This is a genomic window from Roseinatronobacter bogoriensis DSM 18756, assembly GCF_004366635.1.
Taxonomy (GTDB): domain Bacteria; phylum Pseudomonadota; class Alphaproteobacteria; order Rhodobacterales; family Rhodobacteraceae; genus Roseinatronobacter; species Roseinatronobacter bogoriensis.
Map to the genome: position 1 here is coordinate 275,374 of NZ_SORN01000003.1, position 27,000 is coordinate 302,373.

Genomic DNA, 27,000 nt, shown 5'->3' on the forward strand with positions numbered 1-27,000 from the left:
AACTAAGCGAGCGCTACTCTGAAATTCCGGCATTGGGAAGCAAAAAAAAACGTGCCCGGTCCGGGCACGTTTTGACGTCAGCTTGGTGAAGCTATCAGTCCTTCTTAGCGGCTTTCTTGACAGGTGCCCAAAGCTGCTTGTTGGTCAGATACAGCAGCGCTGCAAGAACCGACAAGAAGATCACACCTACAAAACCCGCATGCTTACGCTCGACCAGTTTTGGTTCTGCTGTCCATGTCAGGAAAGCGGCAACATCAAGTGCCATCTGTTCTTCGGTGGCTTCTGTGCCATCTTCATAGAACACCATGTCGTCGAACAGGACAGGCGCCATCGACACCCAGTCGCCATAGGCACGGTTGTAGTAGAACATGGAGCCGGCCTGAAAGTCTTCCTCGCCTGTATAGCCCAGCAGGAAAGAAGCGATATATTCCGGCCCGCCGATGCCTTTCATCAGCTGGTTGATGCCCAGACCATAGGGGCCGCTGAAGCCAGCACGCGCCTTGGTCATCAGGCTCAGGTCAGGAGCACCCTCGAATTGTGATTCGGGGAAGTGATCTGGCCCTGTTGCCGGACGCCAGTCGCGCAGTTCTTCGTCCCAGACTTCATACATGTCCGCGAAGGCACGCATCTGGTCTTCGGGCAGTTCCGGCCCGTTGCGGTCTGAAAGTGTGCGGAAGGCCACATATTCCAGACCGTGACAAGATGCGCAGACCTCGTGAAAGACTTGCAATCCGCGCTGCAACTGGTTGCGATCGTAAGTGCCGGTCAGCCCCTGAAAGGAGAAGTCGAAGTTGGTGACTTCGCCTTTCACCTTGCTAGCGTCGGCCATATCGGCTGGCAGGGCCAGCACGAGGGCAGACAGGGCGGCAACGGCAAGGTTCCTCAGTTTCATGTGTCTAATCCTTTCGGTATGCCGTTACTCTGCAGGGATGGGTTCGGCGTTTGGCCCCTTGGGGTCATTGTCCGACTTGGATTTCAGGCTTGCCTTGAAGTCTTCCTCAATGCTGGCAGGCTCTGGCAACGGTTTTTCCAGAACACCCAGCAATGGCAGGATCACAAGGAAATATGCAAACCAGTAGGTCGTGCCGATCAGAGAGATGGTTGTGTAAATCCCCTCAGCGGGCATGGCCCCGGCCCATGTCAGAACCACGAAGTTCACGATGAACAACCAGAACCACCATTTGAACATCGGACGATACCGGCCCGAGCGCACCGACGAGGTGTCAAGCCAAGGCAGCAGGGCCCAGACGAAGATCGAGGCGAACATTGCCAGAACCCCGAAGAAGGTCGCGTCAATGATCCCGAAGCTCAGCCAGTTTACCGCGATCACGACCCAGACATCCGATGTGAAGGCCCGCAGAATTGCGTAGAAGGGCAGGAAGTACCATTCCGGCACGATTTCCGGCGGCGTGACCAGCGGGTTTGCTTCGATGTAGTTATCGGTGTGGCCCAGGAAGTTTGGCATGAAGCCAACCAGCGCCCAGAAGATCGCCAGAATCACGACCAGCGCAAACAGGTCCTTGATCACAAAATAAGGCCAGAAGGGCAGAGTGTCTTTCTCGGCTTCCTCTTTCGACGTGCGGCGCACTTCAACACCTGTCGGGTTGTTGTTGCCGGTGGTGTGGAAGGCCCAGATATGCACGATGCTCAGGCCCAAGATAACGAAGGGCAGCAGATAGTGCAGCGAGAAGAAGCGGTTCAGTGCTGCATTGTCCACAGCGGGTCCGCCAAGCAACCAGGTCTGAAGCATGTCACCAATACCGGGAATGGCGCCGAACAGACCAGTAATAACTGTTGCACCCCAGAAGGACATCTGACCCCAAGGCAGCACATAGCCCATGAATGCGGTGGCCATCATCGCCAGATAGATCAGCATGCCGATGATCCATGTAATCTCGCGCGGGGCCTTGTAGCTGCCGTAATACATGCCGCGGAACATGTGCAGATAAACTGCGAAGAAGAACAGCATCGACCCGTTCTGGTGCAGATAGCGCAGCATATGCCCGCCATTCACGTTGCGCATGATATGCTCAACGCTGGCAAAGGCATGGTCAACATGCGGGGTGTAATGCATGGCCAGCACAATGCCGGTGACGATCTGCAACACAAGGCAGAACATCAGCACAATGCCCCAGATCCACATCCAGTTCAGGTTCTTGGGGGTCGGCAGCATGATCGTGTCATAGATCAGCCCGACAATAGGAAGCCGACGATGAATGTACTTTTCAGCGTTCGACTTCGGCTCGTAATGATCGTGTGGAATACCAGACATGTATCTTTACCCCCTTAGCCGAGCTGGATTGTTGTGTCGTCGACAAAAGCGGCGACCGGAATATGCATGTTCTCGGGCGCGGGGCCACGACGAATGCGGCCAGCCGTGTCGTAATGGGACCCGTGGCACGGGCAGAACCATGCATCAAAATCGCCAGCCCCATTGCCCAGCGGCACGCAGCCCAGATGGGTGCAGACGCCGGTCATGACCAGCCATTCGCCTTCATCATCCAGGGTGCGGTTTTCGTCAGATGCGTCCGTGCCCGGCTTGTTCGGGTTGCGCGATTCGCGGTCAATGCTGAGTTCCGACACATCAACGGCGCGCGCAGCTTCGATTTCTTCAGCGGTGCGACGACGGACAAAAACAGGCTTGCCCAGGAAATTGACCGTAATCTGACCGCCAGGTTCAAGCCCGCCAACATCGACAAAAATCGACGAAAGTGCCTGAACATCTGCCGAGGGGTTCATCTGGTCGATCAGTGGCCACACTGCGGCGCCTACTGTCACCACACCGGCACCGGCTGTGGCGTAATAGATGAAATCCCTACGGGTGCTGTCGTTGTCATCAGCGTGGGACACGAGCATTCTCCCTCTTCAATGGGTACGGGGCTGCAAAATACGAAATGGCCACGGGAATCCATGACCTCTCAAAGGCGGTATTTAGCGGGGAAAGCCTAGCACGTCTAGCCGCGAAAGCGGGTTAAGGTGTCGCAGGTCTGGTAATTTTGTTTAACGAATCGGCACACAAAGCCCTGTTTCGAGCAGTGTGAGCGCAAACAAGGCCTACCCTGCCGGTGGCTGCGTGGCGCGCATACTCTCGCGCGCGGCAAATCTGGCGTCCCATTGTGCAAGTGCGGGACGTGTGGCGCGCCAGTCGCGTGCCGCATGTCGCAGGTCCAGATACCCCAGCGCGCAGCCCAGCGCGATCTGGCCGATACAGAGCGGCCCTGCCAGATAGGCCATCCAGCGTGCCTCAATCACATCCAGCGCGCGGTCGATCTTGGCCCATTGGCCCTCAACAAATGGGGCAAATCTGATCTCTTCGGGCCTGAGGCGGGTCTCATAGACCATAAGAAGCGCTGCATCCAGTATGCCATCTGCGGTGGCTTCAAGCGTCAGCGTGTCCCAACGCCTTTGTCCCTCGGGGTATAGCCCGGCATTGGCGCGGGCATCCAGATACTGGCAGATGACACGGCTATCATAGAGTGCGGACCCGTCCGCACGTGCCAGTGTTGGCACCTTGCCCAGCGGATTGACCTCTATCGGCGCGCCGCCCGACTCCAGCGGTGTGCCGGACCCGATAACAAGTGCGATCTGGTCAATCAGCCCTGTCTCATGCGCCAGAACCATCACCTTGCGCACATAGGGCGAGGTGTGGCTGCAATACAGTGTCAAACCACTCATACGCGGCGCATCTTCAGCCGACCAAGGGCGGTGGCGTCTATCTCAATTCCCGGCCCGTTAACGCCGAAGCGGATCACGCGGCGGAACCGTGCGGCGCCGTTCAGTTGCTCGCGGTCGCGCGGCCGGTGGGTGGTCAAACCCTCCTCCACCTCATCTAGTATGTCTTCGGTGCGCTGGTTTATATGTCCGGGCTGCATTTGTCGCATAAGGGCATAACCGGCAAAGGCAACAGCGCCGTATTTCGCGGCTGCCACGGCAAGGGGGGCAAGGGGAAGTGCCATTCGTGTCATCCTTGGTTACATACACTTAGCCTAGCAAAACCGGCGCATTTGTCCATTCACGCTTTGCACAGATCAAGACGATCAGTCGGCCAGCGGCTGATTGGGCGCCAGCGCGGCCTGTGGATCAACGGAAATGCGTGACAAAGGCCAGACCAGTGTGATCCGTGCCCCTGTGGCTTTGTGTCCGTCGGGCAAGTCGGGCAGGCTGGCGTCGCTATTGTCAAAAACCAGCCTCGCGCCGCTGCGTTCCAGAAGGGTCTTGGCAATGAACAGGCCCAGCCCCATTCCTTCATAGGCCGCGCGGGTTCTCGGGCGGGTCGCGTCGCGCCGATGCCGGATAAACGGCTCTCCGATATTGCCAAGCACCTGCGCCGAAAACCCCTGCCCGTCATCAATTATACGCACCGCAAGGCGCTGGTCTGTCCAGTCCGCTTGTATCCAGACAGACTCCGTGGCGAAATCGACTGCGTTCTGGATAAGATTGCGCAAGCCGTGAATGATCTCTGGTCGGCGCAGGATGATTGGTTGCTCTGCCGTGCCATTGGGGCCGGGGCTGAATTGAAAATACACCTGCTTGCCCCGGTCCAGATGCGGTTCTGCGGCTTCTGTCAAAACGGCCTCAATGGGTGCGCGGCGCAGATGCGTGTCATCCTTGCCCGCGCGCCCCATAGACCTCAGAATATCGCGGCAGCGGTCTGTCTGTTCCACCAGAATGCGCGCATCTTCTGCAAGATCGGGCTGGTCGCGCAGGGCGCTGGACAGTTCCGAGCTGATTAGCTTGATCGTGGCAAGCGGGGTGCCCAATTCATGCGCGGTCGCGGCCACAACCCCGCCCAGGTCCGTCAACTTCTGTTCACGCGACAATGCCATCTGCACCGCCAGCAAGGCATCGGCCATCGAATTCGCCTCGGCAGCGACGCGATGCGCGTAAAATGCCTGAAACACGATCCCGATAACAATTGCGGCCCAGAACCCGAAGGCAAATATCGGCGGCACGGTATGCACTGTCCCATCCTGAAACCGCAGCGGTTGATAGGTCAGCGCGATCAGCGTCACCAGCGCCACGGCAATCAGCGCCAGCAGCAAGGTCGAACGTGGCTTTAACGCCATTGCAGACACAGCCACCGGGGCAAGGATCAGCAGGCTGAATGGATTGGTAATGCCGCCTGTCAGATATAACAGGCAGACAAGCTGCGCGATATCGAACAGAAAGGTCAGCATCGCTTCTGTGTCGGTAAGCCGCTTGGTCTGCGGAAACAGCAGTATCGACAGCAACACCGATAGCGCCGCCGCCCCCATGACCAGCCACACCAGAGTGGCATTGAAATGCAGCCCGAAATAGAAATGCGCCCCCAAAAGCGCCGCGCCCTGACCGGCCAGGGCCAGCACCCGCACATAGGTCATGGTTCGCAGGCGCACCCAATCGCCCCGATATTCCTGAGAAATTTCGCCGAATGTCGGGCTGGTCATGCAAGCTCCGTTAACAAGGATGCAGCAGGACGCGTTGTCACAGTTCTGCTATACGGGATTGTTAGGACGCGAGGCTTGCTGCATCAAGGGCACATCGCGCGAATAGAGGTGTTCCATGATTCGACTTTACTCGATGCTGGCCGTTGGCTTGATCGCTGCCCTACTGGGGGGGCTGGGGTATATGGTCTATACCGGCCAGAACCAGGCCGAATTCGCGCAATGTCGCGGCACGTCAATCTCAGGCGGGGCGGGGGCCATTGGCGGGCCGTTTGAACTGGTGGATCACACTGGCCGCGTGGTGACCGAGGCTGATTTCGCCGCACAGCCGACCCTGATCTATTTCGGCTATACATTCTGCCCCGATGTCTGCCCGCTGGATACGGCGCGCAACGCACAGGCCGTCGATATCCTTGCAGAAAATGGGTATGAGGTAACGCCGGTCTTCGTGTCTGTGGATCATCTGCGCGACACGCAAGAGGCGCTGGCTGAGTTTGTTCGCTTCATGCACCCTGAAATGATTGGCCTGACTGGCAGCGAGGCGCAAATCAGGGCCGCTGCACAGGCGTACCGCGTTTATTTCGCCATACAGGAAACCGATGACGACTTCTTTTTGATCGATCATTCGACATTCAGCTACTTTCTGTTGCCCGGTCATGGCTTTGTCGATGTCATTCGCCGCGACCAGACGCCAGAACAAGTGGCAGATGTGTTGGCATGTTACATCGAAAACGCCTGAGCCATCCTTCAAATTGACCTTTGTGCCAGACCGCTCTACCTAGCAGTAATGAAAGTGAGAGCGCCTATGGATATGAACACCCCCCTCGATCTCGGCCCCGACCCGTCGCTTTTGCTGGTCGATGATGATGAGGTCTTTCTCAAACGCCTCGCACGCGCATTGCAAAACCGCGGATTTTCTGTGGAAACGGCGGGAAGTGTTGTGGCTGGTAAAGCTATCGCACGCGCGCGCCCCCCTGCTTATGCGGTGATCGACCTTCGGCTGGAGGATGGGAACGGGCTGGATGTGGTCGAAACACTGCGCACCGCGCGCCAGGATGCGCGGATCGTGGTTCTGACCGGCTATGGTGCGATTGCCACGGCTGTCGCCGCTGTCAAGATCGGGGCGACTGACTATCTGTCCAAGCCCGCAGATGCCAATGAGGTCGTGCGCGCCCTGCTGCTGCAAGGTGATGATCCCCTGCCAGAGCCGCCCGAAAACCCGATGTCGGCAGATCGTGTCCGATGGGAGCATATTCAGCGCGTCTATGAACAATGTGATCGCAACGTGTCAGAAACAGCGCGCCGCCTGAGCATGCACCGCCGGACATTGCAACGCATTCTGGCGAAACGCTCGCCACGCTGAACTTTGCACGGTTGCAGGTCGCCTCGGGGGGGGGCTTGCGCCCGCATACAGCGCGCGGAATTTCTGTCTGCCGCTTGAAGCGGCGCTGCAAGGCATGTGGTTGGCGTCCGGTTCGGCCGGGTAGTTCCAAAACCGCAGGAAACGCGCTATCAATTGCCATATGACCACAGCGTCAGAACAGAGGAAACTGCATGCGCCTGTTACTTGCCCTCTCTGCTGCGTTGCTTGCTGCATGTGCGTCCCCTCAGGACAGGTGTTTGCAACAGGCCCAAGCGCCACTGGTCGAACTGGATGCCCGGATCGCCGAAAGCGAACACGCCATTGCGCGCGGCTATCGCATCATGCCCGCAACCGAGGCGCGCACCACGCTGCATATCTGCGCCTGGCCGAAAGAGCCGGTGTTGTTCTGCACGCGCCACACACCCGCAACGCGCGAAACACGGGTAGCTGTGGACACAGGCAGCGAACAGGCAAATCTGGACAGGTTGCGCGCAGAGCGCAGTGCGGTTGCTGAGGCAACAGCCCAGAGGGTCGCAAGCTGTAACGCCGTTTGACCGGCGGCTATGCGGGACATTGTGGAAATCAGTTGCGCGGAATCAAGGCCGAAGGCCGCCGCGCATCGCCGGGCCGCCCCCACGGCACGGCGATTTGGCTGCCCCAAGCGCAAAGATCTGATCTCGCTGGGACTTGGTCAGCATAAAGCGCTATAGATTGAATCTTGGAGCGCCGCACCGCGGCCCGACGCTGCGCGGCTTCGCGCTAACACCGACCGTCCGCAAACCCCTCTCCAAGCAGTCATCGGTTATCTTGTGTCAGGTCTCGAACACTAGTGCGCCGGGACAGATACCGGGTCCAGCAATGTGCGGCCGCCATCAATCGTGATGATCTGCCCGGTCATGAACGCGGCCGCGTCCGAGGCCAGAAACTGCACTGCCTCTGCCGCCTCTGTGGCGGCACCGATGCGCCCCATTGGGGTCTGGCGCAAAATCAGATCGCGGTAATTGTCATTCGAGTGCATCTGTTCCTTGAGGTTTGCACTCATGACGCTGCCCAAGGCCACACCATTGATGCGGATACGATGGCTTGCAAATGCAACTGCCATCGACCGCGTCATCTGATCGAGTGCTGCTGATGCAATCGAATAGGCCATCAGTTCGGGCTGCGTGCGCCGTGCCGCGATTGAGGACAAGTTGATAATCGACCCGATGGCGTTCTGACGCTCTTCCACCCCTTCGGCCTGCGCGATCATGCGCTTTGCGACAAGCTGGCTGAGTTTCAGGCTGGCAATCAGGTTCTGCTCCAAGGCTTCCTGTACGGTATCGCTCTGGTCGTCCAGCGGGTCCGATACGGTGCATTGGCGCGTGGCATTCACCAGAATATCAATACGATCATAGGCATCGATGGTCGCCGACAGCAGATTTGCCAGCGTCAGGCGCTCGCGCAGATCGCCAGCAAAGAATATCGCATGGTCGTCGGCACCCGACATTGTGGCAACTTCGGCCTTCAGCCGCGATTCGTCGCGGTCGGCCAGCACGACATTCGCGCCCTGATCGACGAAGTGGCGCGCAATCGCCAGCCCAACGCCATTGGCAGCGCCTGTTATGATCGCGGTCTTGCCTGCAATGGAATAGCTCATGTTGTGGTCCTTATCGCCGCGCCCGTGTCACGGCTGCGGGTTTCCTGCGCGGCCCCTGTGCCTGCCAGACACGGAAGCTGCCGGTCTCGGCCAGGATTTCATGTGTGGTAAACAGGCTTGCAAGGCTTTGCTCATAGGGCAGATGACGGTTGGCCACCAGCCACAGCTTGCCGCGGTTGCCCAGCAAGCGCGCGGCCGTGGCGATGAAGGCCAGCCCAAGTTCGGGTTGCGGCTTGCGGGCAGTGTGGAAGGGCGGGTTCATCACGACCCCATCCAACGGGCCGGAAAGGGTGAAGCTGGCGGCATCGTCCCAGTGAAACTGCGCGCGCGGGTCTTTGATATTCTCGCGCGCCAGTTCCAGTGCGGTGGCTTCTGCCTCGACCAGATGCATCACCTCGACCCCTGATCGCGCCAGACATGCAGCGGACAGATAGCCCCATCCTGCGCCCAGATCTGCCATGCGTGCAGGCAGCTTTTCGGGCAAATGCTGCGCCAGAAGGGCGGAACCGGGGTCCACCCCATCAGCAGAGAACACACCGGGCAGGGTTCGGAACTGGCCCAAGGCCGGATCCTGCACCAGATGCGGAAGGGCCTGCCAGTCACCGAAATCCGCGCCAGCAGGGGCAAACCAGAACAGTTTGCCATGCGCTTTGGAGACTGCGCCCAAGACCTCGGCCCGCGCACGGACAGCTCTGAGAACGGATTCGACACCATCGGTTTTCTGCCCGTCCACCAGAATAAATTCTGCACCCATTTCGACGGCCTGCGCAATCAGCGCCAGCCCTTCGGCCTTGGCGCGCGGCAGGCAGACCAGCGCAACAGGGGCGGTTACAGCTTTGGTCGCGACACTCCAGCCAGCCTGCGCAAGCGCGTCATGGTCCGGGCGGAACCCCTGAACCATCTTCAGGCGCGCGGCGGGCAACGGGTCAAACCGCTCGCCTGCGCGGGGGCGCAGAACACAAATCTCCCCATCAGGCAGGGACAAGCCTTCATCAAAGGCCAGCGTCAAGCGGGCCTCTCGCGGTGCGGGATCAGTCAGGATGGGGGATATAGGTGCCATGATGGCGCGCCGCGCCTTACTCTTTTTCCAGCGTGCATTGCAGCGGATGTTGGTGTCGCCGCGCAAAGTCCATGACCTGCGCAACCTTGGTTTCCGCGACCTCATAAGAGAAGACGCCCACAACCGCCACCCCTTTCTTGTGGACCGTCAGCATGATGTCAAAGGCCATCGCATGGGTCATGCCAAAAAAGCGTTCCAGCACATGGACAACGAATTCCATCGGCGTGTAGTCGTCATTCAGCAGCATGACCTTATACATAGGCGGGCGCTGCGTGCGCGTGCGCGTTTTGGTGACAACTGCGCCATCATCTTGCGGCCCGTCCGGGTCACCGTCGGTCATCTGTGGGGCGCGGATCATTTGGGTCATCGGCTCTTTCAATCGCTGGATTGCGGATGCACAACGCAATATAGCGTATCACACCGTCCTGAAAACCCCCAGTCGCAAGGCCAGGCAGATGACCCGCATCACAACTATCGGATTCGATGCCGATGACACGCTTTGGCATAACGAGCGTTTCTTTCGCATGACCCAACAGCAATTTGCCGAGTTGTTGGGCGACTACACCGACAAGGAAACGCTTATGGCGCGCTTGCTGGAGGCAGAGAAGCGCAACCTCGGGCAGTACGGTTTCGGCATAAAGGGGTTTGTTCTGTCGATGATCGAAACCGCAATCGAGGTTACACAACAGCGTGTGCCCGCCAGCGTCATTGCCCAATTGCTGGCCGCTGGGCAGGACATGTTGCGCCATCCCATTGAATTGCTGCCCCATGCACAAGACGCAATCGCCGCGCTGGCCCCGTCGCACAGGTTGGTTCTGATCACCAAGGGCGACTTGCTGGATCAGGAGCGCAAGCTGGCGCAATCGGGACTGGGCGAAATGTTCGATGCGGTCGAGATCGTCTCGAACAAGACAGCGCCGGTCTATGCCGAGATTTTCTCGCGTCACGGTGACGGCCCCGAGGCGGCCTTGATGGTGGGCAATTCCATGCGCTCAGATGTGATCCCTCCCATAATGGCGGGCGGCTGGGGGGTGCATGTGCCCCATGGACTGGAATGGGAAATCGAATGGGCGGAAACACCGGGCGATCACCCGCGTTTTCGTGCCATCGCGCATCTGGGTGAATTGAGCGATCTTGTCGGCTGGATCGACGGTAGTTGATATTGGTGGCTGATGTGGTAGGGCGCGCCAAGCTGACACACTATATTTGCCTGAGCTTCGCTCAAGAACCCATTAAAATACTTCGAAAATTCATGCTTTTCCTAAATGCGCAGTCGTGCTAGGATTTGGTTGAGCAGTAAGCCCGAAAAAAACAAACACGGGCACGGAACGAGGCAAAATATGCAGGCGCACTTCATGCGATTTCTTCGCCATGCGATGGCGGTTTCTGTATTTGTGGCCGCGATTAGTATTGCGGGTATTTCCCACGCAGCACCCTATGCCGCGATGGTTATGGACGCGCGCAACGGCGAGGTGATTTTCGCGCGCAATCATGACACCAAACTGCACCCCGCATCCCTGACCAAAATGATGACGCTTTATGTCGCCTTCGAGGCAATAAAGCATGGTGAAGTCACATTGGACAGCCAATTCACGGTCAGCAGAAATGCGACACAAACCTCCTGCGTCTGTCTGGGTTTGCGTCCTGGCCAGCAAATCTCGTTGCGCTATCTGATTCGTGCCGCGGCGCTGCGATCTGCCAATGATGCGTCGGTGGTTATCGCCGAAGGGATTTCCGGCTCCGTCGAAGCCTTTGCCGAGCGTATGACCCGCACAGCGCGCGCGATGGGCATGGCGAACACCACCTTTCGCAACCCGCATGGCCTGACGCAGACCGGCCATCTCTCGACCGCGCGCGACATGACCATTCTGGGGCGTCAGCTTTATTTTGACTACCCGCAATATTTCAATATTTTCTCGCGCCGCAGCGACTTTGCGGGTGTGGGCAATGTTCCCAATACCAACCGCCGCTTTCTGGATGCCTATTCGGGCGCAGACGGAATCAAGACTGGCTACACACGCGCCGCAGGCTTCAACCTGACCGCTTCGGCCAAGCGCGGCGGCAAACATATCATTTCGACCATGTTCGGCGGCAGCTCAGCGGCTGCGCGCAATGCCCATGTGGCAGAGCTGATGGATATCGGCTTCACCCGCGCGGCCACCCGTGTGGCAACCCGCGCGCCCGGCACACCTGCCTATCAGGGCCGCGCTGCCGTGGCTGTGGCACAAGCGCCTGCGCGCAATGGCGATGATGATCCGGGTGCCGCTGCCAAGACGATCAGGTTGCAAACCGCTGTGCGCGTCAGCCAGCGCCCTCAGCAGCGCCCGGTCAGAGCGCCGGATGATGCAATCCTGCTTGCTGTGCGTGAAAGTGTGGATGCAGCGGTAACGGATGTTACGACAATTGCCGAAGCCGAAGCGGTCGCCGCAGAGGTTGGCACCACAGAGATCGCGGTTCTTGCCCCTGATGCGCTGGGCGTTACCCCCCCGCCAAGGCCCGATCTGAGCGAGGCAGATGATCCCGCAGAAGTATCGCTTGATGCCGCAGTCGCTGCCGGATTCAGCATTGCTGCCCCCGAAGATGTTGCCGAATTGGCCAGCAATGACGGCCCCGCTTCTGAGGAAAGCACTGCCAGTGCCGACCTTGCGCCTGAAACTGCGACAGAAGAGGCCGTGCAGATGGCCGAACTGGCCGAAAACCCTACGCAAGAACGCGCCCCTGAGCCAGAGCAAGGGGCCGAGAGTGTTCAGCTTGCCGACGCGCAAGGCACGCCGGAAGATGCAATTGAATTGGTCGAAGACTCCGAGATTACATGGATCGGCGCGTCTGAATCGCTGCTGGCCGAAGCCGAGAGCGATGATGTCTTGCTTGAGGGTCTCGAAGAGCCTGTGCAATTTGCAAGCTTGGACCAGAACGCGGCCCCGCCAGCCAGTTCCGGCATTATCCTGACCAGCACCCCGCTGACTTCGGCAAAGGATGCCAGCCCGCAGGCGCTTGCTGCCGCCATTGACGCCAATCTGGACAGCACCGCCGACAACAACGCCCCCGAAGTTATAGCCCGGCTTTCCACATCAGATGGCGGGCGGCTTTGGGGTGTGTCGCTGGGGCAGTTCACGTCGCGCCATGCCGCAGAGCGCAGCCTGATCACCGTCAAGATGGCCGAAGCCGCAGCGCTGGGCAATGGCGTCAGCCGGATTCGCCAGACCAGTGGCAGGTTTGAGGCAACCGTGGCTGGCCTGACCCAGACCGAGGCAGAGCGCGCGTGTCTGCGCTTGTCAGCGCGCAGCATGGATTGCGACATTTCGCACCCGTGAACGCGCCATAGCCAGTCGCCCTGAAAACGCGGTATAGTTGGTCATGCCTGCATTATGCCGCGACTGTCTGACCTGTTTTGCTGAAGGGCGGCGCTGTCCGTCCTGCCATTCGCCGCGCATTGTGGCGGATGCGGAACTGTTTGTCCTGTCCATCGCGCATATGGATTGCGATGCTTTCTATGCCAGCGTCGAGAAGCGCGATAACCCCGATTTGCGCGACAAGCCTGTGATCGTGGGCGGGGGGCAGCGCGGTGTTGTGACCACGGCCTGCTACATCGCGCGCATTCATGGCGTGCGGTCGGCCATGCCCATGTTCAAGGCGCTGAAACTGTGCCCTGAAGCGGTCATCGTCAAGCCACGCTTTGACGCCTATACCGCCGCATCGCGAGAGATCCGCGCGATGATGGAAGACCTGACACCCGCCATTGAACCCTTGTCACTGGACGAGGCGTTTCTGGACCTGTCCGGCACTGCGCGCCTGCATGGCGCGCCCCCCGCTGTGATGCTGGCACGCCTGCTGGCGCGGATGGAAAAGGAGTTGCGCCTGTCAGGGTCTGTTGGACTGTCGCATAATAAATTTCTGGCCAAGATCGCCTCTGATCTGGACAAACCGCGCGGGTTCTCGGTGATCTCGCAAGCCGCAACCGAAGATTTCCTGCGTGGAAAACCCGTTAGCATTATCTGGGGGGTGGGGGCGGCCATGCGCGCGCAACTGGAACGGGCGGGCATTGCCACGATTGATGATCTGAAGCGATGGGACCAGCCCGATCTTGTCGCGCGCTTCGGTGCCATGGGCGCGCGGCTGTGGCATCTGGCGCGCGGGCAGGATACGCGGCGCGTGGCCCCTGATCGAGAGGTGAAATCCATCTCCAAGGAAACCACGTTCGACACGGATCTGCATGACGAAGTCGCGCTTGACGGGCATTTGTGGCGGCTGGCCGATCAAGTCTCGGTCAGGGCCAAGGCCAAGGGGCTGGCGGGGCGTGTGGTTACATTGAAGCTGAAACGCGCAGATCACCGCATCCTGACCCGCAGGCACAGCCTGCATGACCCCACAACGCTGGCGGATGTGATTTACCGGACCGCGCGCCCCCTACTGGCGCAAGCCATGAGCGCCGCGCCATTCCGGTTGATCGGTGTCGGTATTTCCGAACTCAGCACGGATCAGGGCGCGGGTTTTAGTGCCGACCTGCTGGACCCGGATGCCGCGCGCCGCGCCGAGGCCGAACGCGCAATGGACCGATTGCGCGCCCGTTTCGGCCCGGGCAGCGTGGTCAAGGGGCGTAGCCTGCGCTGAATGGATCTGCCATGAAAAAAGGCCCCGCGAATGCAGGGCCTTTCTTGTGTTTCGTGAAATGATCAGCTGTTGCTGAATTCCGGATAGGCTTCCATGCCCATCTCTGTCTTGTCCAGACCTGTGACCTGATCTTCGTCGCTGATGCGAATACCCATCACCGCTTTCAGGATCAGCCAGACAACCAGCGATGCAAAGAACATGAAGATACCGATTGCCGCCATGCCCACAAACTGCGTGACAAAGTTTGCATCGCTATTGGTCAGCGGCACAGCCATCGTGCCCCACAGACCGGCGAACAGGTGAACCGGGATCGCACCCACAACATCGTCGATCTTGAACTTGTCCAGCAGTGGAATAGTCAGCACAACGATTACACCACCGACAGCACCGATCAGCGTTGCAGCGCCCAGCGACGGGGTTAGCGGTTCTGCCGTGATCGAAACCAGACCAGCCAGCGCGCCGTTCAGCACCATGGTCAGGTCAGGCTTTTTGTACACGATGGTTGACAGGATCAGCGCAGCAACAGCACCACCCGAAGCGGCTGTGTTGGTGTTGGCGAAAATCCGGCTGACATCAGCCACATCGGAAATCGTGCCCATGGCCAGCTGCGAGCCGCCATTGAAGCCGAACCAACCCAGCCACAGAATGAACATACCCAGTGTCGCCAGCGGCAGGTTGGAACCCGGCATGACAGTGACCTTGCCGTCCTTGCCATATTTACCATAGCGCGCACCCAGCACAATCACACCAGCCAGCGCAGCCCAGCCGCCTGCGGCATGCACGATGGACGAACCTGCAAAGTCAGAGAAGCCCATCTCGTCAAGGAAGCCTTCGCCCCAGCTCCAGCTTGCCTGGATCGGGTAGATGATACCTGTCAGGATGACGACGAATATCAGGAAGGGCCACAGCTTGATACGCTCTGCCACGGCACCTGACACGATCGAGGCGACAGCCGCACAGAACATCAGCTGGAATATGAAATCCGACCCGATGGAGGCGTATTCAATGTCATCGACATCTTCAAGTGCAACGCCCACAGGTTCCAGTACGGTTGGGGAAATGCCGCCCAGCCAGCCTTCGACAACCCAGTCACCCAGCGGGTACATCAGGTTGAAGCCAACAAGGAAATAGGCGATTGCCGCCAGTGAAAACAGCGCCACGTTCTTGGTGGCCTGCATCGTCGCGTTCTTGGACCGGACAAGCCCTGTTTCCAGCATACAGAAACCGGCTGCCATGAAGAAAACCAGAAAGCCGCCAACCAGAAACAGCAGCGAATTCATGATGAATACCATTTCGGTATTCAATGCGGTTACGGCTTCCATCGCGTCCGCGACGACCTCGGCCTCCTGTGCCATCGCAAGGCTGGGCAACAAGAGCACCGTGGCCGCGAGTGGGAGTGTCTTTTTCAGTTGCATCTGCATTTGTCCTTTTTGAAAGTGTCCCGCCGAAATCTCAGAGCGCGTCATCACCGGTTTCCCCGGTGCGCACGCGTGTCGCGGCTGCAAGGTCCAGAACGAAAATCTTGCCATCTCCGATCTTGTCGGTGCGTGCTGTCTTTTGCAGCGTGTCGACGACCTGTTCGGCCATTGCATCGGACACAGCGATTTCCAGCTTGAGTTTGGGCACGAAATTCACCGCATATTCCGCACCGCGATAGATTTCGGTATGGCCGGATTGCGCGCCAAATCCCTTGATTTCGGTAACCATCATTCCGCGCACGCCGATCGAGGTCAGCGCTTCGCGTACCTCTTCAAGCTTGAACGGTTTTATTGCCGCTATGATGTATTTCACAGGTCATCCCCTTTCTTCGAGAGCGAGAGTCCATCGGACCGCACGCTGCTAATGAGGGGTCTGCATTCACCGAGTCTCAATATTTTGCCGCGCTGCAGCAGGTGCAGGGCGCGAAAATGGAAAAAAATGTGCACAAATTTCCATCAATGCCCATAAATTGGGCAAAGTGGTAATCGGTTGCTGGCTTGGGCCAGTACAACTTACCGCGATAGAGGTGGTAATTTCGCCAAGATGGTGGCAGATAGACCAAAAGCGTTTTTGAGGTTTCCTATGGGCAATTCTGGCGGAAATGGTCGCAAACTTACCGCTGACCGGCGCGAAGTGCGACCTTCCCGGACAGCGCAGGCGCGCCCGAGGAAGGCGGCCGTGCGAAAAACCGCGCCTGCAAAGCGCAAATCCGGTAATATCTTTGTCAGGTTCATCGCTGCAACTGTCGGCCTGATCTGGAAACTGATCTGGGGTGTTACATGGCGGCTTGGCGCAACGGTTGCCATGCTGCTGTTTCTTGCGTCAGCCTATTATTACATGGTCATGCCGCCCTTGGGCGATTTGCTGGATGCGCGTGCGCGCGGTTCCGTCACAATGACCGATTCCTCGGGCAATGTCTTTGCCTGGCGGGGCGAAACATTTGGCGGGATCATCACGGCCGATACAGTGTCGCCCTATCTGAAGAATGCGATCATCGCGACAGAAGACCGGCGTTTCTACAGCCATTTGGGCGTATCCCCGCGCGGGATTGCAGGGGCGATCCGGTCAAACATGCAGTCGGGGCGCAGCGCGTTTTCCGGTGCGGGCGGGTCAACCATCACGCAGCAGGTCGCGAAACTGTTGTGCCTTGGTGTCCCGTTTGACCCCGATGAATGGTCGTCCGAAGCGGCGTACGAGGCCGATTGCCGCCGTGGCACCATCTGGCGCAAGATCAAGGAATTGCCCTTTGCCTTCGCCCTGGAGGCCAGCTTTTCCAAAGACGAGATTCTGACAATCTACATGAACCGCGCCTTTCTTGGGGCGGGCGCGCGCGGGTTTGAAGCTGCGTCACAGCGCTATTTCGGGCGTTCCGCGAATGAGGTCGGCCCAGCCGAAGGCGCGATGCTGGCCGGATTGCTAGTCGCCCCTTCGACCTTTGCGCCGACGCGCAACCTTGCCCGCGCCCAAGCCCGCGCGAATGTGGTGATCGGCCTGATGCATGAACAGGGCTATCTGACCGAATACGAACTCGCAGAGGCACGTTCCTACCCTGCAACGCTTTCCAGCAGCGCCGAAGCGCAGCGCGGGATCGCTTTTGCTGATTGGCTCATGCAGTCAGGCCCCGCCTTTCTGACACGCGACACAACCGAAGATGTGATGATGCGCACCACATTTGACCCGCGCATCCAGACCGCCATTGAAGAGGCGGTGACCCATGTGTTCGACACCCGTGTGCGCGACGGGTCCGAAGCAGAGGTTGCGGTGGTCGTCATGTCCCCGGATGGGGCCGTGCGCGGCATGGTGGGGGGGCGCTCTGCCAGTGTCGGGGGCTTTAACCGGGCAACGCAGGCCATGCGCCAGACAGGGTCGGCATTCAAACCTTTCCTCTATGCCGCTGCGCTGGAAAACGGGTTCGAGCCGTTTGATATTGTCGAAGATGCGCCCTTGACCATTACCACCCCGGGTTCGGGCGCATGGTCGCCACGAAACTACGACAATGAATTCCGTGGCTTTGTCACCATGACCGAAGCCTTGGCGCGGTCCCTCAACACCCCCGCAGTCCGCATATCCGAGGCGATGGGACGCGAGCGTGTGCGCGAAGTGGCAAACCAGTTCGGCTTGCATAGTGACCTTGCCGAAGGTCCGGCACTGGCATTGGGCGCATCAGAAGCCAATCTTCTGGAAATGACCGCTGCCTATGCAGGTATTCTTAGCGGCGGCAATGTCGTGCGGCCCTATGGCATCGAACAGCTTCGCCTGCTGCAAGAATCCGCTCCCTTGTTCGAGGCCCGCGCCGGCGTGGGCGAAAGCGTCATCTCAGAGCGTTCGGCACAGGTCCTGACATGGATGATGACACAGGTGGTGACTGATGGAACCGGCGGGCGCGCGCGTCTGAATGACCGAGAGGTCGCGGGCAAGACCGGCACCACGCAAGCCTCTCGGGATGCGTGGTTCATCGGCTACACGGCCGATTATGTCGCCGGGGTCTGGATGGGGTATGACGACAACTCGCCGCTTCAGGGTGTGACCGGAGGTGGCCTGCCTGCCGAGATATGGCGCGAAGCGATGGAGCGTGTGCATAATGGCGTGCCCGCCCGTCCGCTGCCAATGATCGTGCCTGAACGCCCTGTCCTTGAGGCACCGCAAACCGCGCCTGCCCCCGATGCTCAACCGTTTTCCGGGCAAAACATCGGTAACACCCTCGAAGACACGATCAGAGGGGTGCTTGGCTCCATCTTCGGGGGAAATTGACAGCGCAGTTTAACCGCGCTTGTCACACTGCAGCGTGGGTCAACTGTTCAGCAAGGCGGCAAGACGCAGTCTGATTTCGTCAACCGTTGTGACATACCCGGTCAAGGCTGGCTCTGATGCGGGCAATGCAGAAATGATATCCGGCGCCAGAAGGTAGGGCAGGATCAAGATCACCGCGACCAATATCGGCAAAGCCAGCCCAATTCGGAAACTGCGTCTGCGCATATCTGTCGTGGCGGGCAGATCGAATTCCCCGCTCTTGCGTCGCCCCCGGCTGTTTCCGATAGGTTCCAGTGATGCGCTGATATCCTCGATATCCGGAAAGGTTGCTTGCGCGGATTTCGGGGCTTCGACTTGGGTATCCTCCGGCGCGGTCGGGGTCTTCGCCTTTGGCTCGGTCGGCCAGGGCTCCGGGCTGGCAAGCCCCAGATCCGGCTGGGACTCCAGGGTTTCAGCTTCCTTGGCGCGCTGGCGGCTTTCGAATTCCGCTTCCTCGCGCAGGATTTCAAGAACCTTTTCATCCACCTTGCGTGGCGGTGGCGGGGGTGCGAGCGTTTCGCTTGCGTCTGGCGCAGAGGGCTTCTCAGTTTCCGGCCCCGGTTCCTTCTGCGCTACTGGCTTCGGCTCTGATTCCGGTTTCGCCATCGGCTCTGAAGGTTGCTTTGCTTCAGGTTCGTTCACAGGCTGGCGCGGCGGCTCTTGCGGGCTGGCTGTTGGTGCCACTTGCGAGGATTTCTCCTGAAACCAGACATGCCCGCAAGAAGAACACTGAACCTCTCGCCCTGCATCAGGCAAGAGCGAGGCGTCAATTTCATATTGAGCGGTACATTCCGTGCAGACTATACGCATGACATTTCCTTGGTCAAAACCGCAACGCGGGGCATTGGCGAGCCATCCAGTATGATGTAGCAAGCGTGAAGGCGTTCTCCAAGTTTATTAACAGGTCAGATGATGGGAACTCGCAAAATGGTCGGTCTTTGGGGGGAGAGCGTGCCTGATAACTGGCAAATCCGCGCAACTCCGGACCGTTCATGATTGTCTTGGACAATGTATCGCATGACTACGGCGGCGGCCCGCTGTTTCGCGACGTCTCGCTGCGGCTGGAACAAGGCAGTTTCCATTTTCTGACAGGCCCTTCCGGGGCTGGCAAAAGCACCTTTCTGAAACTGTGTTATGGCGAATTGCAACCTAGCGCCGGGCAGGTCAGCGTTTTGGGCCGCGATCTGGGGCAGATGACCCGCGACCAACTGGCCGAAACGCGCCAGCGCATAGGCGTTGTGCATCAGGATTGTCAGTTTCTGGATCATCTTACCGTCGAACAGAATGTGGGCCTTCCATTAACTACAACGGGCCGCGAATTGACCGAAAGTGACCTGACAGACCTGCTGGGCTGGGTGGGACTGGGAGAGCATGCAAAAGCCCTGCCGCCAACCCTGTCAGGCGGGGAACGCCAGCGTGCGTCTCTTGCGCGCGCAGTCATCGTCGCACCCACACTGTTGCTGGCGGATGAACCTACGGGAAACCTCGACTGGGAAATGTCGCAGCGCTTGCTGATGCTGATGGTCGAATTGAACCGAATGGGTACTGCCATCGTGATCGCAACGCATGACATGAATCTGATCCGTTTTGCAAAAGCGCATGTCAATGCACGCGTGCTGCGCTTCTCGGGGCGCAAGTTGCAGATTGCAGGGGCAGAATTGTGAGTGCGCGCGCGATCTCCGATCTGGTGGTGCCGGGGTCCGGGCAAAGCAACTGGCTGATCACCCTCAGCGCGGCGGCGATGGGCTTTCTGGCCGTATTTGCGCTGGCGCTTTCGGTCACTTCAGCAAATCTGGCGCGCGGCTGGTCCGCGTCACTCGCGCAGACCGCGACCGTTCGCATATCAGCCGCCGCAGATGAGATGGAGGCGCAAACCGCCATTGTTCTGGATGTCTTGCGCACCACACCCGGCATTGCCGAGGCCCGCGTCATGGTGGCCGAAGATCAGGCCGCATTGCTGGAAGCATGGCTTGGCCCTGACCTGCCGCTGGATGCGCTGCCATTGCCCCGCCTGATAGAGCTGCGCGAGACGGAGGAGGGGCCAGACCGTCAAGGCCTGCGCTTGCGCCTGAGCGCCGAGGCGCCGGGCGCTGTTTATGACGACCACACCCGCTGGCGCAGGCCGCTGGTGCAGGCGGCGGCCCGAATGCGCGCCTTCTCGGTCTTTTCCCTGGTTTTGATCGGGGCGGTGATGTCCGCGATCATCGCGCTTGCGGCAAGTGCAAGCCTTGCGTCTAACGGGCAGGTGATCAAGGTCTTGCGTCTGGTCGGTGCCAAGGACCGCTTTATCGCGCGCGCCTTTGTGCGCCGAATTTCACGCAGGGCTGCGCTGGGCGCATCCGTGGGCACGCTGGCCGCATGTCTTGCGCTTTTAACCATGCCAGAGTTGCAGGGCACGGCCCATCTTCTGGCGGGAATCGGGTTTCAGGGCGTGGGTTGGGTGTTGCCGCTTGTCATTCCCGTTTTGACCACAGCCCTTGCCTGGGTCGCCAGCATGGCGACTGCTTTTCACGTCCTCAGAGGGGTTACCTGATGCGTCACGCTGTGCAATGGGTCCGGTCCGTTGTGTTTATCGGGCAAATGTATCTCGCCATGCTGGTGCTGGCCGTGGTGTTTCTGCCCTATGCCATACTGCGCCGCGAAGGGGCTTTGCGGGCGATGCATATTTACTGCCGCTATGTGCGCTGGTCTGCTGCCGTGATTGCGGGGTTGCGTTCGGAAATCCGTGGAGAGGTGCCGCAGGGCGCGGTTCTGATCGCGGCAAAGCACCAGTCTTTTTTCGATATCATCATGATCTTCGGCGCACTCCCACGTCCGCGTTTCATCATGAAAAAGCAACTGGTCTATGCCCCGATTCTGGGCTGGTATGCCTTGCGCGTGGGGTGCGTGCCGGTTGATCGTGGCAAGCGTGGACAGGCCATCAAGGAAATGACCGCGCGGGTCAAGGCGGGCACGGAAGAGGCAGGCCAACTGATTATCTATCCCCAAGGCACCCGCGTCGCGCCCGGCGTAAAGATGCCCTATAAGGTGGGAACTGCGGTACTATACGAAGAACTGGCACAGGATTGCGTGCCTGTCGCCACGAATGTCGGTATGTTCTGGCCCCGCCATAGCCTGTTTCGCAAACCCGGTCTTGCGGTGGTCGAATTCTTGCCACCTATTCCCGCTGGCCGGCCGCTTCGGTCCTTCCTGACGGAACTGGAGCAGCAGGTCGAAGAAACATCGGACAAGCTGGCGGATGAAGCCCGCGAACAACTGCGCCAAAGCGCAGAAATGTGATAGTGACGCCGGGGCACCGGACAGCAAAAGCGACAAGAGGGGCAAAAATGGCAACCGCGAAGATCGAAATTCTTAATGGCCCGAACCTGAACCTGCTGGGGCAGCGCCAGCCAGAAATTTATGGCCATGAGACATTGGAAGATGTCGGGAATGCCTGTGCCCGGCTTGGTCAGGAACTCGGGATGCAGGTCAGGTGCAGGCAATCCAATCATGAAGGTGTGCTGATTGACATGATCCATGATGCGCGGGGCGCAGCCCAAGGCATCATTATCAATCCGGCAGCCTTTACGCATACTTCGGTTGCCATTCTGGATGCGCTCAGCGCATTCGAGGGGCCGGTGATCGAGGTGCATATCTCCAATATCCACAAACGCGAGGCGTTTCGCCACCATTCTTATATCAGCGCCCGCGCCGATGCGCTGATTTCCGGTTGCGGCACGCAAGGGTATTTGCTGGCGCTACAGCATATGGCCCGCTTGCTGGGCTAAGGTGCGCTGCGGGCTTTGAGCGGCGCGGAATCAAGGCGCAAAGCGCCGCCGCGCATCGCCGGGCCGCCCCCACGGCACGGCGATTTGGCTGCCACCAGCGTAAAGATCTGATCTTGCGCGGATTTGGCCAGCATAAAACGCCACAGATTTAACCGAGGATCGCCGCACCGCGGCCCGACGCTGCACGGCTTTGCACCCGCCCCCCCCAACAACACGCGCAAGACAGGCAGGAAACACCTTGCTGAATGCCCGTATCTGTCCTTAAGACTATTGAAGGGGGTAAAATTCGCGCGCCTTGTTGCTATGCTTTGGCCTAAGTTCAACGGCAGCGCGAACGAGCATGTGATGCGTGAATCAATGATTACAATGAATGCAGTCACCAGAGAGAGGGGCGAGATGATACTGGTGATCGACGATCATCCCCTGTTTTGCGAAGCGCTGCAAATGACATTGTCCGATGCTCTGGGCCTGTCGCAGATCGAAACGCGGGATTCACTTGGCGCCGCGCTCGAGGCATTTCGCAGCGGGCTGGAAGTGGATGCGATTGTGCTGGACCTCAACCTGCCCGATGTCGCGGGACTTGATGGCCTGACACGCCTGCGCAACGCTGCGCCGGGGGTTCCCGTGATCGTTGTCTCCTCCATGTCGGACGACCGGATCATTACCGCAGTGCTGCATGCGGGCGCGGCGGGGTTTGTCCCAAAACACAGCCCCCGCGAAGACTTTGTTGCCGCTGTCCGTGCCGTGTCGCAAGGGGGCAGCTACCTGCCGTGTGATTACACCCCCCCTGCCAAAGACGCGGACCCCGATGCCGAGCGTGACGCCATTGACCGCCTGTCTGAACTGACACCGCAACAGGGCCGGATTCTGGCGCTGGTCTGCGAAGGTTATCTGAACAAGCAGATCGCCTATGAGTTGTCGATCAGTGAAACCACGGTCAAGGCCCATGTCACCGCGATCCTGCGCAAGCTTGGCGCACAAAGCCGCACACAGGCCGTGCGGATTGCAAATTCTGCCAGCTATGCCGAAATCCTGCGCGACAAGGCCAAGCCCTGACGCAACCAAACTCTTTGCGTGACCTGCAAATCTTGCGCTAGACTGGTTGCGTTGTCGAAGCAGACAGCACCCCGCTGATGGCCATAGGGAGGAGCGCCAGATGCTGCGGTCAGAGGCATTCATCACGCGCGCGCAATCATCCGAACCGGACACGGCGCGGGCCATTTCCGATGTGCTGGCGCAACTGTCCTGCCCCGATCTGGCGCTGATCATCCTGTTTGTGGGCGAAGGCCATGACTTGCCCACACTGGAACACGCCCTTGCCCCCCTCGACGGTGTGACCCGGATCATTGGCTGTACCACCGCCGGAGAGATAGCCTCAGGCGGTTATCTGGAAGGGCAGATCGTGGCGCTTGGGCTGCCGCGCAGCCTGTTTCGTGTGGCGACAGGCTGTCTGACCAACCTGCATCGCTTCAGCCCCGAAACCGCCCGCGATCTGGCCTTTGAATTGCGCGCAGAGGTCACATTTTCCACAGCCGATTGGGCTAATGAAGTGGCGTTTTTGCTGACTGACGGGTTGTCCATGATGGAAGATCAGCTTGTCTGGGCCTTGTCCGAGGCGCTGGGCCAAAGCCCGCTTGTGGGCGGCTCTGCCGGCGATGGGTTGCGCTTTGGCAAGACATTCGTGCTGCATGGCGCGCGGTTCATGACCGATGCCGCCGTGCTGGCGGTGCTGCGCACGCCGTGCCGGATCACGGCCTTTCGTTTCGATCATCTGGAACCCACCGACCAGCGTATGGTCGTGACCAATGCCTGCCCCGCGCAACGTCTGGTGCGCGAAATCAACGGTATGCCCGCCGGGCCGGAATATGCCCGTATTCTGGGCAAAGACCCGCAACAGCTTTCACCGTTCATCTTTGCGGCCAATCCGGTGGTCTCGAAAATCGGGGATGAACATCATGTGCTTGCCATCCAGCGGGTCGAACCAGATGGCACTTTGCGGTTTTTTTCCGCGATCGAGCCGGGCCTTGTCCTGCGCCTTGCGCAAAGCACCGATCTGGAGGCGCATCTGGAACGCGAACTTGCCCGCCTTGCCCCAAAGGGCGAACGCCCCACAATTCTGGCCTGCGACTGCATCCTGCGCCGTCTGGAGGCCGAGAATACCCAAACCCGCCACCGTATCTCGCGCGTGCTGGATGCATATGGTGTCACCGGCTTCAACACCTACGGAGAGCAGTTCAACCTAGTGCATGTGAACCAGACATTTACCGGGCTGGCATTCTATCCGCCCGATGAAGACACCGACGCGATGCAGGCATCCGCCTTCTTTCCGCGCCAGACCGGAGCGCCCGCGAATGCTTGAAACCATCCTGACAGAAGGGTTGAGCATTGAGGAAGAAAACGCCCGCTTGCGCGCGGTTGTCATCGCCTTGATGGACCGGTCCGAACGTGCGCAAAGCCCCAGCCGCCCAATGGGGCAGCTTAGCCATGTTGTCGCGCTGGAACAACAGGTCCGCACCCGCACCCGCGATCTGGCCGAAACGCTGGACCGGTTGCGCGTCGCCAATGCGCGCCTGTCACAGGCCGAACGCGACGCAATCGACGCGCGCAACCATCTGGCCGATGCGCTGGAAGCGATGGGCGAAGGCTTTGCCATGTTTGACGCCAGCGATACGCTGACCATGTGGAATTCACGCTTCTGCGCGGACCTGCCCGATGTGCGCCGCCGGATCGGGCCGGGCCTGTCCTTTCGGGATTATGTGCGCATCGTGTCCGAAAGCCCGGCGCTAAACCTGCCTGATGTGAATGCGCGCCGCCTGTGGGTGACGCAGCGCATAGACAGCCACCGTAGGCGGGACGTGAATTTCATGGTGCCGCTGGTCGAGGATCAGTGGCTTCAGGTGTCGGAACAACGCATGGCCTCTGGCGGGACCGCCGTGACCCAGACCGATGTGACCGGCATGGTGCGCAACGCGCGCGAGGAACGCGCCAAACTGCTGGATGAACAGGCCCAGATGGTGCGCGCAACGCTGGACCATATTGATCAGGGCGTCATGATCTTTGACGCCAAGGCCCGGCTTGCAGGCTGGAACCGGCGGCTGCGCGAATTGTTTTCCCCACCCGTAGATCTGCTGGCGCATGGCACCCCGTTTACTGCCTTGCTGAACAACCTGATGCGGCGCAGGCAGTTGGGGCGCGGCAATATTCGTGCAGCGCTGACTGACTGGGTGAATGGTCCCCCCTATCGCCCGCCCTTGACGCTGGAAATCGTGCAGGATGAAGGCAGCGTTCTGGAACTGTCGGCGCAGGCCATGCCCGACAGGGGCTTCGTGATGTCCTTTACCGACATGACCAAGGAACGCCGCGCCATCGCCGAGATGCACCGCCTGAACGAAACCCTGGAGGCCCGCGTGCGCGCCCGCACGGTCGAACTGGAATCCGCCCGCGACGAGGCAGAGCGCGCGAATGCCTCGAAGTCGCGCTTCGTCGCCTCGGCCAGCCATGACCTGTTGCAACCCTTGAATGCTGCAAAACTGTTTCTCGCCTCGCTCTCTGCGATGGACCAGCCCGCTGCACAGGCGCGCTTGACCGAACGGATCACCAGCGCCTTCGGGTCAGTCGAACAGATCCTTGGTGCTTTGCTGGATATCTCGAAATTCGACATCGGGGCGGCACGCGCCAAGCCAGAGGCGCTAGCGCTTGCCCCCCTGCTGGACCGCCTGCGCGAGGAATTCACCCCACTGGCACAGGCGCGGGGTTTGCAGTTGCGCGTTATGCCATCGCGCGCATTTGTCATCAGCGATCAGATCTACCTGAAGCGGATATTGCAAAACCTGCTGTCGAACGCGATCCGCTATACTGAACGGGGGCGCGTGGTGCTGGGTGTGCGGCGCCGGGGCGGCGTGCTGCGCATAGAGGTCTGGGATACTGGTCCCGGCATACCGGAAGACAGGCAGGCGGATATCTTCAAGGAATTCACCCGGCTGGACCCTGCCGGAAGTGACGGGGGCATGGGCCTTGGGCTGGCGATTGTGGAACAGGCCTGCGCGCTGCTGCAACATCCATTATCGTTGAGTTCCGCTTTGGGGCGCGGCACGATGTTCAGCGTGACTGTGCCCCAGACCAATGCGCCACACGAAAACCCGGCAACCCCGCCTGTGTCAGAACCGCGCGGCCTTTTGCATGACATGCTTGTGCTTGTCGTGGAAAATGATGCCGATGTGCGCCATGCCATGATGGGAGTGCTGGAAGACTGGGGCGCAAGCCCGATCGAGGCGACGACCCTGGCCGAGGCCGAGGCCGTGATTGCAGAACTTGGCGTGCCGCCGGATGTGATCCTTGCAGATTACCAGCTGGACGGGGGCGCGACCGGACTTGCCCTGATAGAGGCGTTGCGCGCGCGCCACGGGCCGGTTCCGGCCGTGCTGATAACGGCCAATCACAGCCCCGAACTGGTCGGGCAGGCCGAAGATGCCGGAATTTTGCTGATGACCAAGCCTCTTGGCCTGCGCCGGTTGCGCCGTCTGCTGCAACAGGTGCCTTTATATGCGCGCGATAGCGACGCGGCAGACAGCTTGCCCGCCGCAAAGGGCGACCACAGCTACTGGCTGCGGCAAACGGTGCATGATGCCTAGCGCTCGCAATTCAAGACAAGATTTATGATGACGGTTGTGGGGGATTTGCGGATGGTGGATGAACGCACCAAGCGCGGAATCAAGGCCAAAGGCCGCCGCGCATCGCCGGGCCGCCCCCACGGCACGGCGATTTGGCTGCCACCTGCGCAACGATCTGATCTTTCAGGGGCTTGGCCAGCATAAAGCGCTACAGAGTAAGCCTTGGATCGCCGCACCGCGGCCCGACACTGCGCGGCTTGG

26 protein-coding genes are annotated in these 27,000 nt (G+C 59.7%); 14 read left to right on the top strand and 12 right to left on the bottom strand.

The features are described from left to right. Nucleotides 1-94: 94 nt before the first annotated feature. From EV660_RS09520 to regB, 6 genes are all read right to left on the bottom strand, one after another. Entirely contained in the window at nt 95-892 is a 798-nt protein-coding gene (locus EV660_RS09520) for a cytochrome c1 (RefSeq protein WP_071479734.1), read from the bottom strand. A 24-nt stretch (nt 893-916) separates the two neighbouring features. Beyond that, the gene (locus tag EV660_RS09525; RefSeq protein WP_071479733.1) at nt 917-2,272 is read right to left on the bottom strand and encodes a cytochrome b; all 1,356 of its coding nucleotides are present in this window, start codon (nt 2,270-2,272) and stop codon (nt 917-919) included. Between the two features lie 14 nt (nt 2,273-2,286). Further along, the gene (gene petA, locus EV660_RS09530) at nt 2,287-2,850 is read right to left on the bottom strand and encodes a ubiquinol-cytochrome c reductase iron-sulfur subunit (protein ID WP_071481886.1); all 564 of its coding nucleotides are present in this window, start codon (nt 2,848-2,850) and stop codon (nt 2,287-2,289) included. 204 nt (nt 2,851-3,054) lie between these two features. Further along, nucleotides 3,055-3,666: a glutathione S-transferase gene (locus tag EV660_RS09535; RefSeq protein WP_100319233.1), complete on the bottom strand. Its 612-nt coding sequence runs from the start codon at nt 3,664-3,666 to the stop codon at nt 3,055-3,057. A gap of 5 nt (nt 3,667-3,671) precedes the next feature. Next, nucleotides 3,672-3,956, bottom strand: coding sequence for a hypothetical protein (locus EV660_RS09540; RefSeq protein WP_071479731.1), 285 nt, complete (start codon nt 3,954-3,956; stop codon nt 3,672-3,674). A gap of 81 nt (nt 3,957-4,037) precedes the next feature. Continuing rightward, complete coding sequence (regB, locus tag EV660_RS09545) at nt 4,038-5,426, bottom strand: sensor histidine kinase RegB (protein WP_071479730.1); 1,389 nt, start codon at nt 5,424-5,426, stop codon at nt 4,038-4,040. 115 nt (nt 5,427-5,541) lie between these two features. Here regB and EV660_RS09550 point away from each other — a divergent pair, with 115 nt between their 5' ends. The 3 genes from EV660_RS09550 (at nt 5,542) to EV660_RS09560 (ending at nt 7,340) form a co-directional block, all read left to right on the top strand. Beyond that, nucleotides 5,542-6,162, top strand: a complete 621-nt coding sequence (locus tag EV660_RS09550) for an SCO family protein (protein ID WP_071479729.1) — start codon at nt 5,542-5,544, stop codon at nt 6,160-6,162. A 48-nt stretch (nt 6,163-6,210) separates the two neighbouring features. Then, nucleotides 6,211-6,786 carry an ActR/PrrA/RegA family redox response regulator transcription factor gene (locus tag EV660_RS09555; RefSeq protein WP_375781726.1) on the top strand — a complete coding sequence of 192 codons (576 nt, stop codon included), beginning with the start codon at nt 6,211-6,213 and terminating at the stop codon, nt 6,784-6,786. A gap of 191 nt (nt 6,787-6,977) precedes the next feature. Continuing rightward, nucleotides 6,978-7,340, top strand: coding sequence for a hypothetical protein (locus EV660_RS09560; RefSeq protein ID WP_134013987.1), 363 nt, complete (start codon nt 6,978-6,980; stop codon nt 7,338-7,340). 272 nt (nt 7,341-7,612) lie between these two features. Here EV660_RS09560 and EV660_RS09565 read toward each other — a convergent pair whose 3' ends face one another. The 3 genes from EV660_RS09565 to clpS are packed head-to-tail and all read right to left on the bottom strand — an operon-like array spanning nt 7,613 to nt 9,840. Then, on the bottom strand, nt 7,613-8,422 hold the full coding sequence (locus EV660_RS09565) for an SDR family NAD(P)-dependent oxidoreductase (RefSeq protein ID WP_071479726.1): 810 nt from the start codon (nt 8,420-8,422) through the stop codon (nt 7,613-7,615). A 10-nt stretch (nt 8,423-8,432) separates the two neighbouring features. Further along, on the bottom strand, nt 8,433-9,482 hold the full coding sequence (locus tag EV660_RS09570; protein WP_071479725.1) for a class I SAM-dependent methyltransferase: 1,050 nt from the start codon (nt 9,480-9,482) through the stop codon (nt 8,433-8,435). A gap of 16 nt (nt 9,483-9,498) precedes the next feature. After that, the gene (gene clpS, locus EV660_RS09575) at nt 9,499-9,840 is read right to left on the bottom strand and encodes an ATP-dependent Clp protease adapter ClpS (protein WP_100319234.1); all 342 of its coding nucleotides are present in this window, start codon (nt 9,838-9,840) and stop codon (nt 9,499-9,501) included. Between the two features lie 97 nt (nt 9,841-9,937). On the opposite strand from clpS, the gene EV660_RS09580 reads away from it, so the two are divergent. From EV660_RS09580 to EV660_RS09590, 3 genes are all read left to right on the top strand, one after another. Continuing rightward, nucleotides 9,938-10,642 (top strand): HAD family hydrolase, encoded by a 705-nt coding sequence (locus EV660_RS09580; RefSeq protein WP_071479724.1) that lies wholly within the window; start codon nt 9,938-9,940, stop codon nt 10,640-10,642. A gap of 195 nt (nt 10,643-10,837) precedes the next feature. Continuing rightward, the gene (locus tag EV660_RS09585) at nt 10,838-12,796 is read left to right on the top strand and encodes a D-alanyl-D-alanine carboxypeptidase family protein (protein ID WP_071479723.1); all 1,959 of its coding nucleotides are present in this window, start codon (nt 10,838-10,840) and stop codon (nt 12,794-12,796) included. Between the two features lie 43 nt (nt 12,797-12,839). Continuing rightward, on the top strand, nt 12,840-14,093 hold the full coding sequence (locus EV660_RS09590) for a DNA polymerase IV (protein ID WP_071479722.1): 1,254 nt from the start codon (nt 12,840-12,842) through the stop codon (nt 14,091-14,093). Nucleotides 14,094-14,155: 62 nt separating this feature from the next. Here EV660_RS09590 and EV660_RS09595 read toward each other — a convergent pair whose 3' ends face one another. Both EV660_RS09595 and EV660_RS09600 read right to left on the bottom strand, forming a co-directional pair. Further along, nucleotides 14,156-15,508: an ammonium transporter gene (locus EV660_RS09595; RefSeq protein ID WP_071481884.1), complete on the bottom strand. Its 1,353-nt coding sequence runs from the start codon at nt 15,506-15,508 to the stop codon at nt 14,156-14,158. Between the two features lie 37 nt (nt 15,509-15,545). Beyond that, the gene (locus EV660_RS09600; RefSeq protein WP_071479721.1) at nt 15,546-15,884 is read right to left on the bottom strand and encodes a P-II family nitrogen regulator; all 339 of its coding nucleotides are present in this window, start codon (nt 15,882-15,884) and stop codon (nt 15,546-15,548) included. Nucleotides 15,885-16,154: 270 nt separating this feature from the next. On the opposite strand from EV660_RS09600, the gene EV660_RS09605 reads away from it, so the two are divergent. Then, the gene (locus EV660_RS09605) at nt 16,155-18,323 is read left to right on the top strand and encodes a transglycosylase domain-containing protein (protein WP_071479720.1); all 2,169 of its coding nucleotides are present in this window, start codon (nt 16,155-16,157) and stop codon (nt 18,321-18,323) included. 39 nt (nt 18,324-18,362) lie between these two features. Here the strand turns inward: EV660_RS09605 and EV660_RS09610 are convergent, their stop codons facing one another. Further along, nucleotides 18,363-19,172, bottom strand: coding sequence for a zinc-ribbon domain-containing protein (locus EV660_RS09610; RefSeq protein WP_084634690.1), 810 nt, complete (start codon nt 19,170-19,172; stop codon nt 18,363-18,365). Between the two features lie 182 nt (nt 19,173-19,354). Between EV660_RS09610 and EV660_RS09615 the strand changes: the two genes are divergently transcribed. From EV660_RS09615 to EV660_RS09645, 7 genes are all read left to right on the top strand, one after another. Continuing rightward, nucleotides 19,355-20,026, top strand: a complete 672-nt coding sequence (locus EV660_RS09615) for a cell division ATP-binding protein FtsE (RefSeq protein WP_071479718.1) — start codon at nt 19,355-19,357, stop codon at nt 20,024-20,026. Continuing rightward, a complete protein-coding gene (locus EV660_RS09620) occupies nt 20,023-20,895 on the top strand; it encodes a cell division protein FtsX (RefSeq protein ID WP_232727361.1) in 873 nt (290 codons plus the stop codon). Before EV660_RS09615 ends, EV660_RS09620 begins: the two co-directional genes overlap by 4 nt. Then, nucleotides 20,895-21,641 (top strand): lysophospholipid acyltransferase family protein, encoded by a 747-nt coding sequence (locus EV660_RS09625; RefSeq protein WP_071479716.1) that lies wholly within the window; start codon nt 20,895-20,897, stop codon nt 21,639-21,641. Before EV660_RS09620 ends, EV660_RS09625 begins: the two co-directional genes overlap by 1 nt. A gap of 47 nt (nt 21,642-21,688) precedes the next feature. Next, nucleotides 21,689-22,129, top strand: a complete 441-nt coding sequence (aroQ, locus tag EV660_RS09630) for a type II 3-dehydroquinate dehydratase (protein WP_071481883.1) — start codon at nt 21,689-21,691, stop codon at nt 22,127-22,129. A 345-nt stretch (nt 22,130-22,474) separates the two neighbouring features. After that, nucleotides 22,475-23,185 carry a response regulator transcription factor gene (locus tag EV660_RS09635; RefSeq protein WP_232727362.1) on the top strand — a complete coding sequence of 237 codons (711 nt, stop codon included), beginning with the start codon at nt 22,475-22,477 and terminating at the stop codon, nt 23,183-23,185. A gap of 100 nt (nt 23,186-23,285) precedes the next feature. Then, a complete protein-coding gene (locus EV660_RS09640; protein WP_071479715.1) occupies nt 23,286-24,488 on the top strand; it encodes an FIST N-terminal domain-containing protein in 1,203 nt (400 codons plus the stop codon). Further along, nucleotides 24,481-26,760 (top strand): hybrid sensor histidine kinase/response regulator, encoded by a 2,280-nt coding sequence (locus tag EV660_RS09645; RefSeq protein WP_071479714.1) that lies wholly within the window; start codon nt 24,481-24,483, stop codon nt 26,758-26,760. The genes EV660_RS09640 and EV660_RS09645 overlap by 8 nt, the downstream gene beginning before the upstream one ends. Nucleotides 26,761-27,000 lie beyond the last annotated feature (240 nt).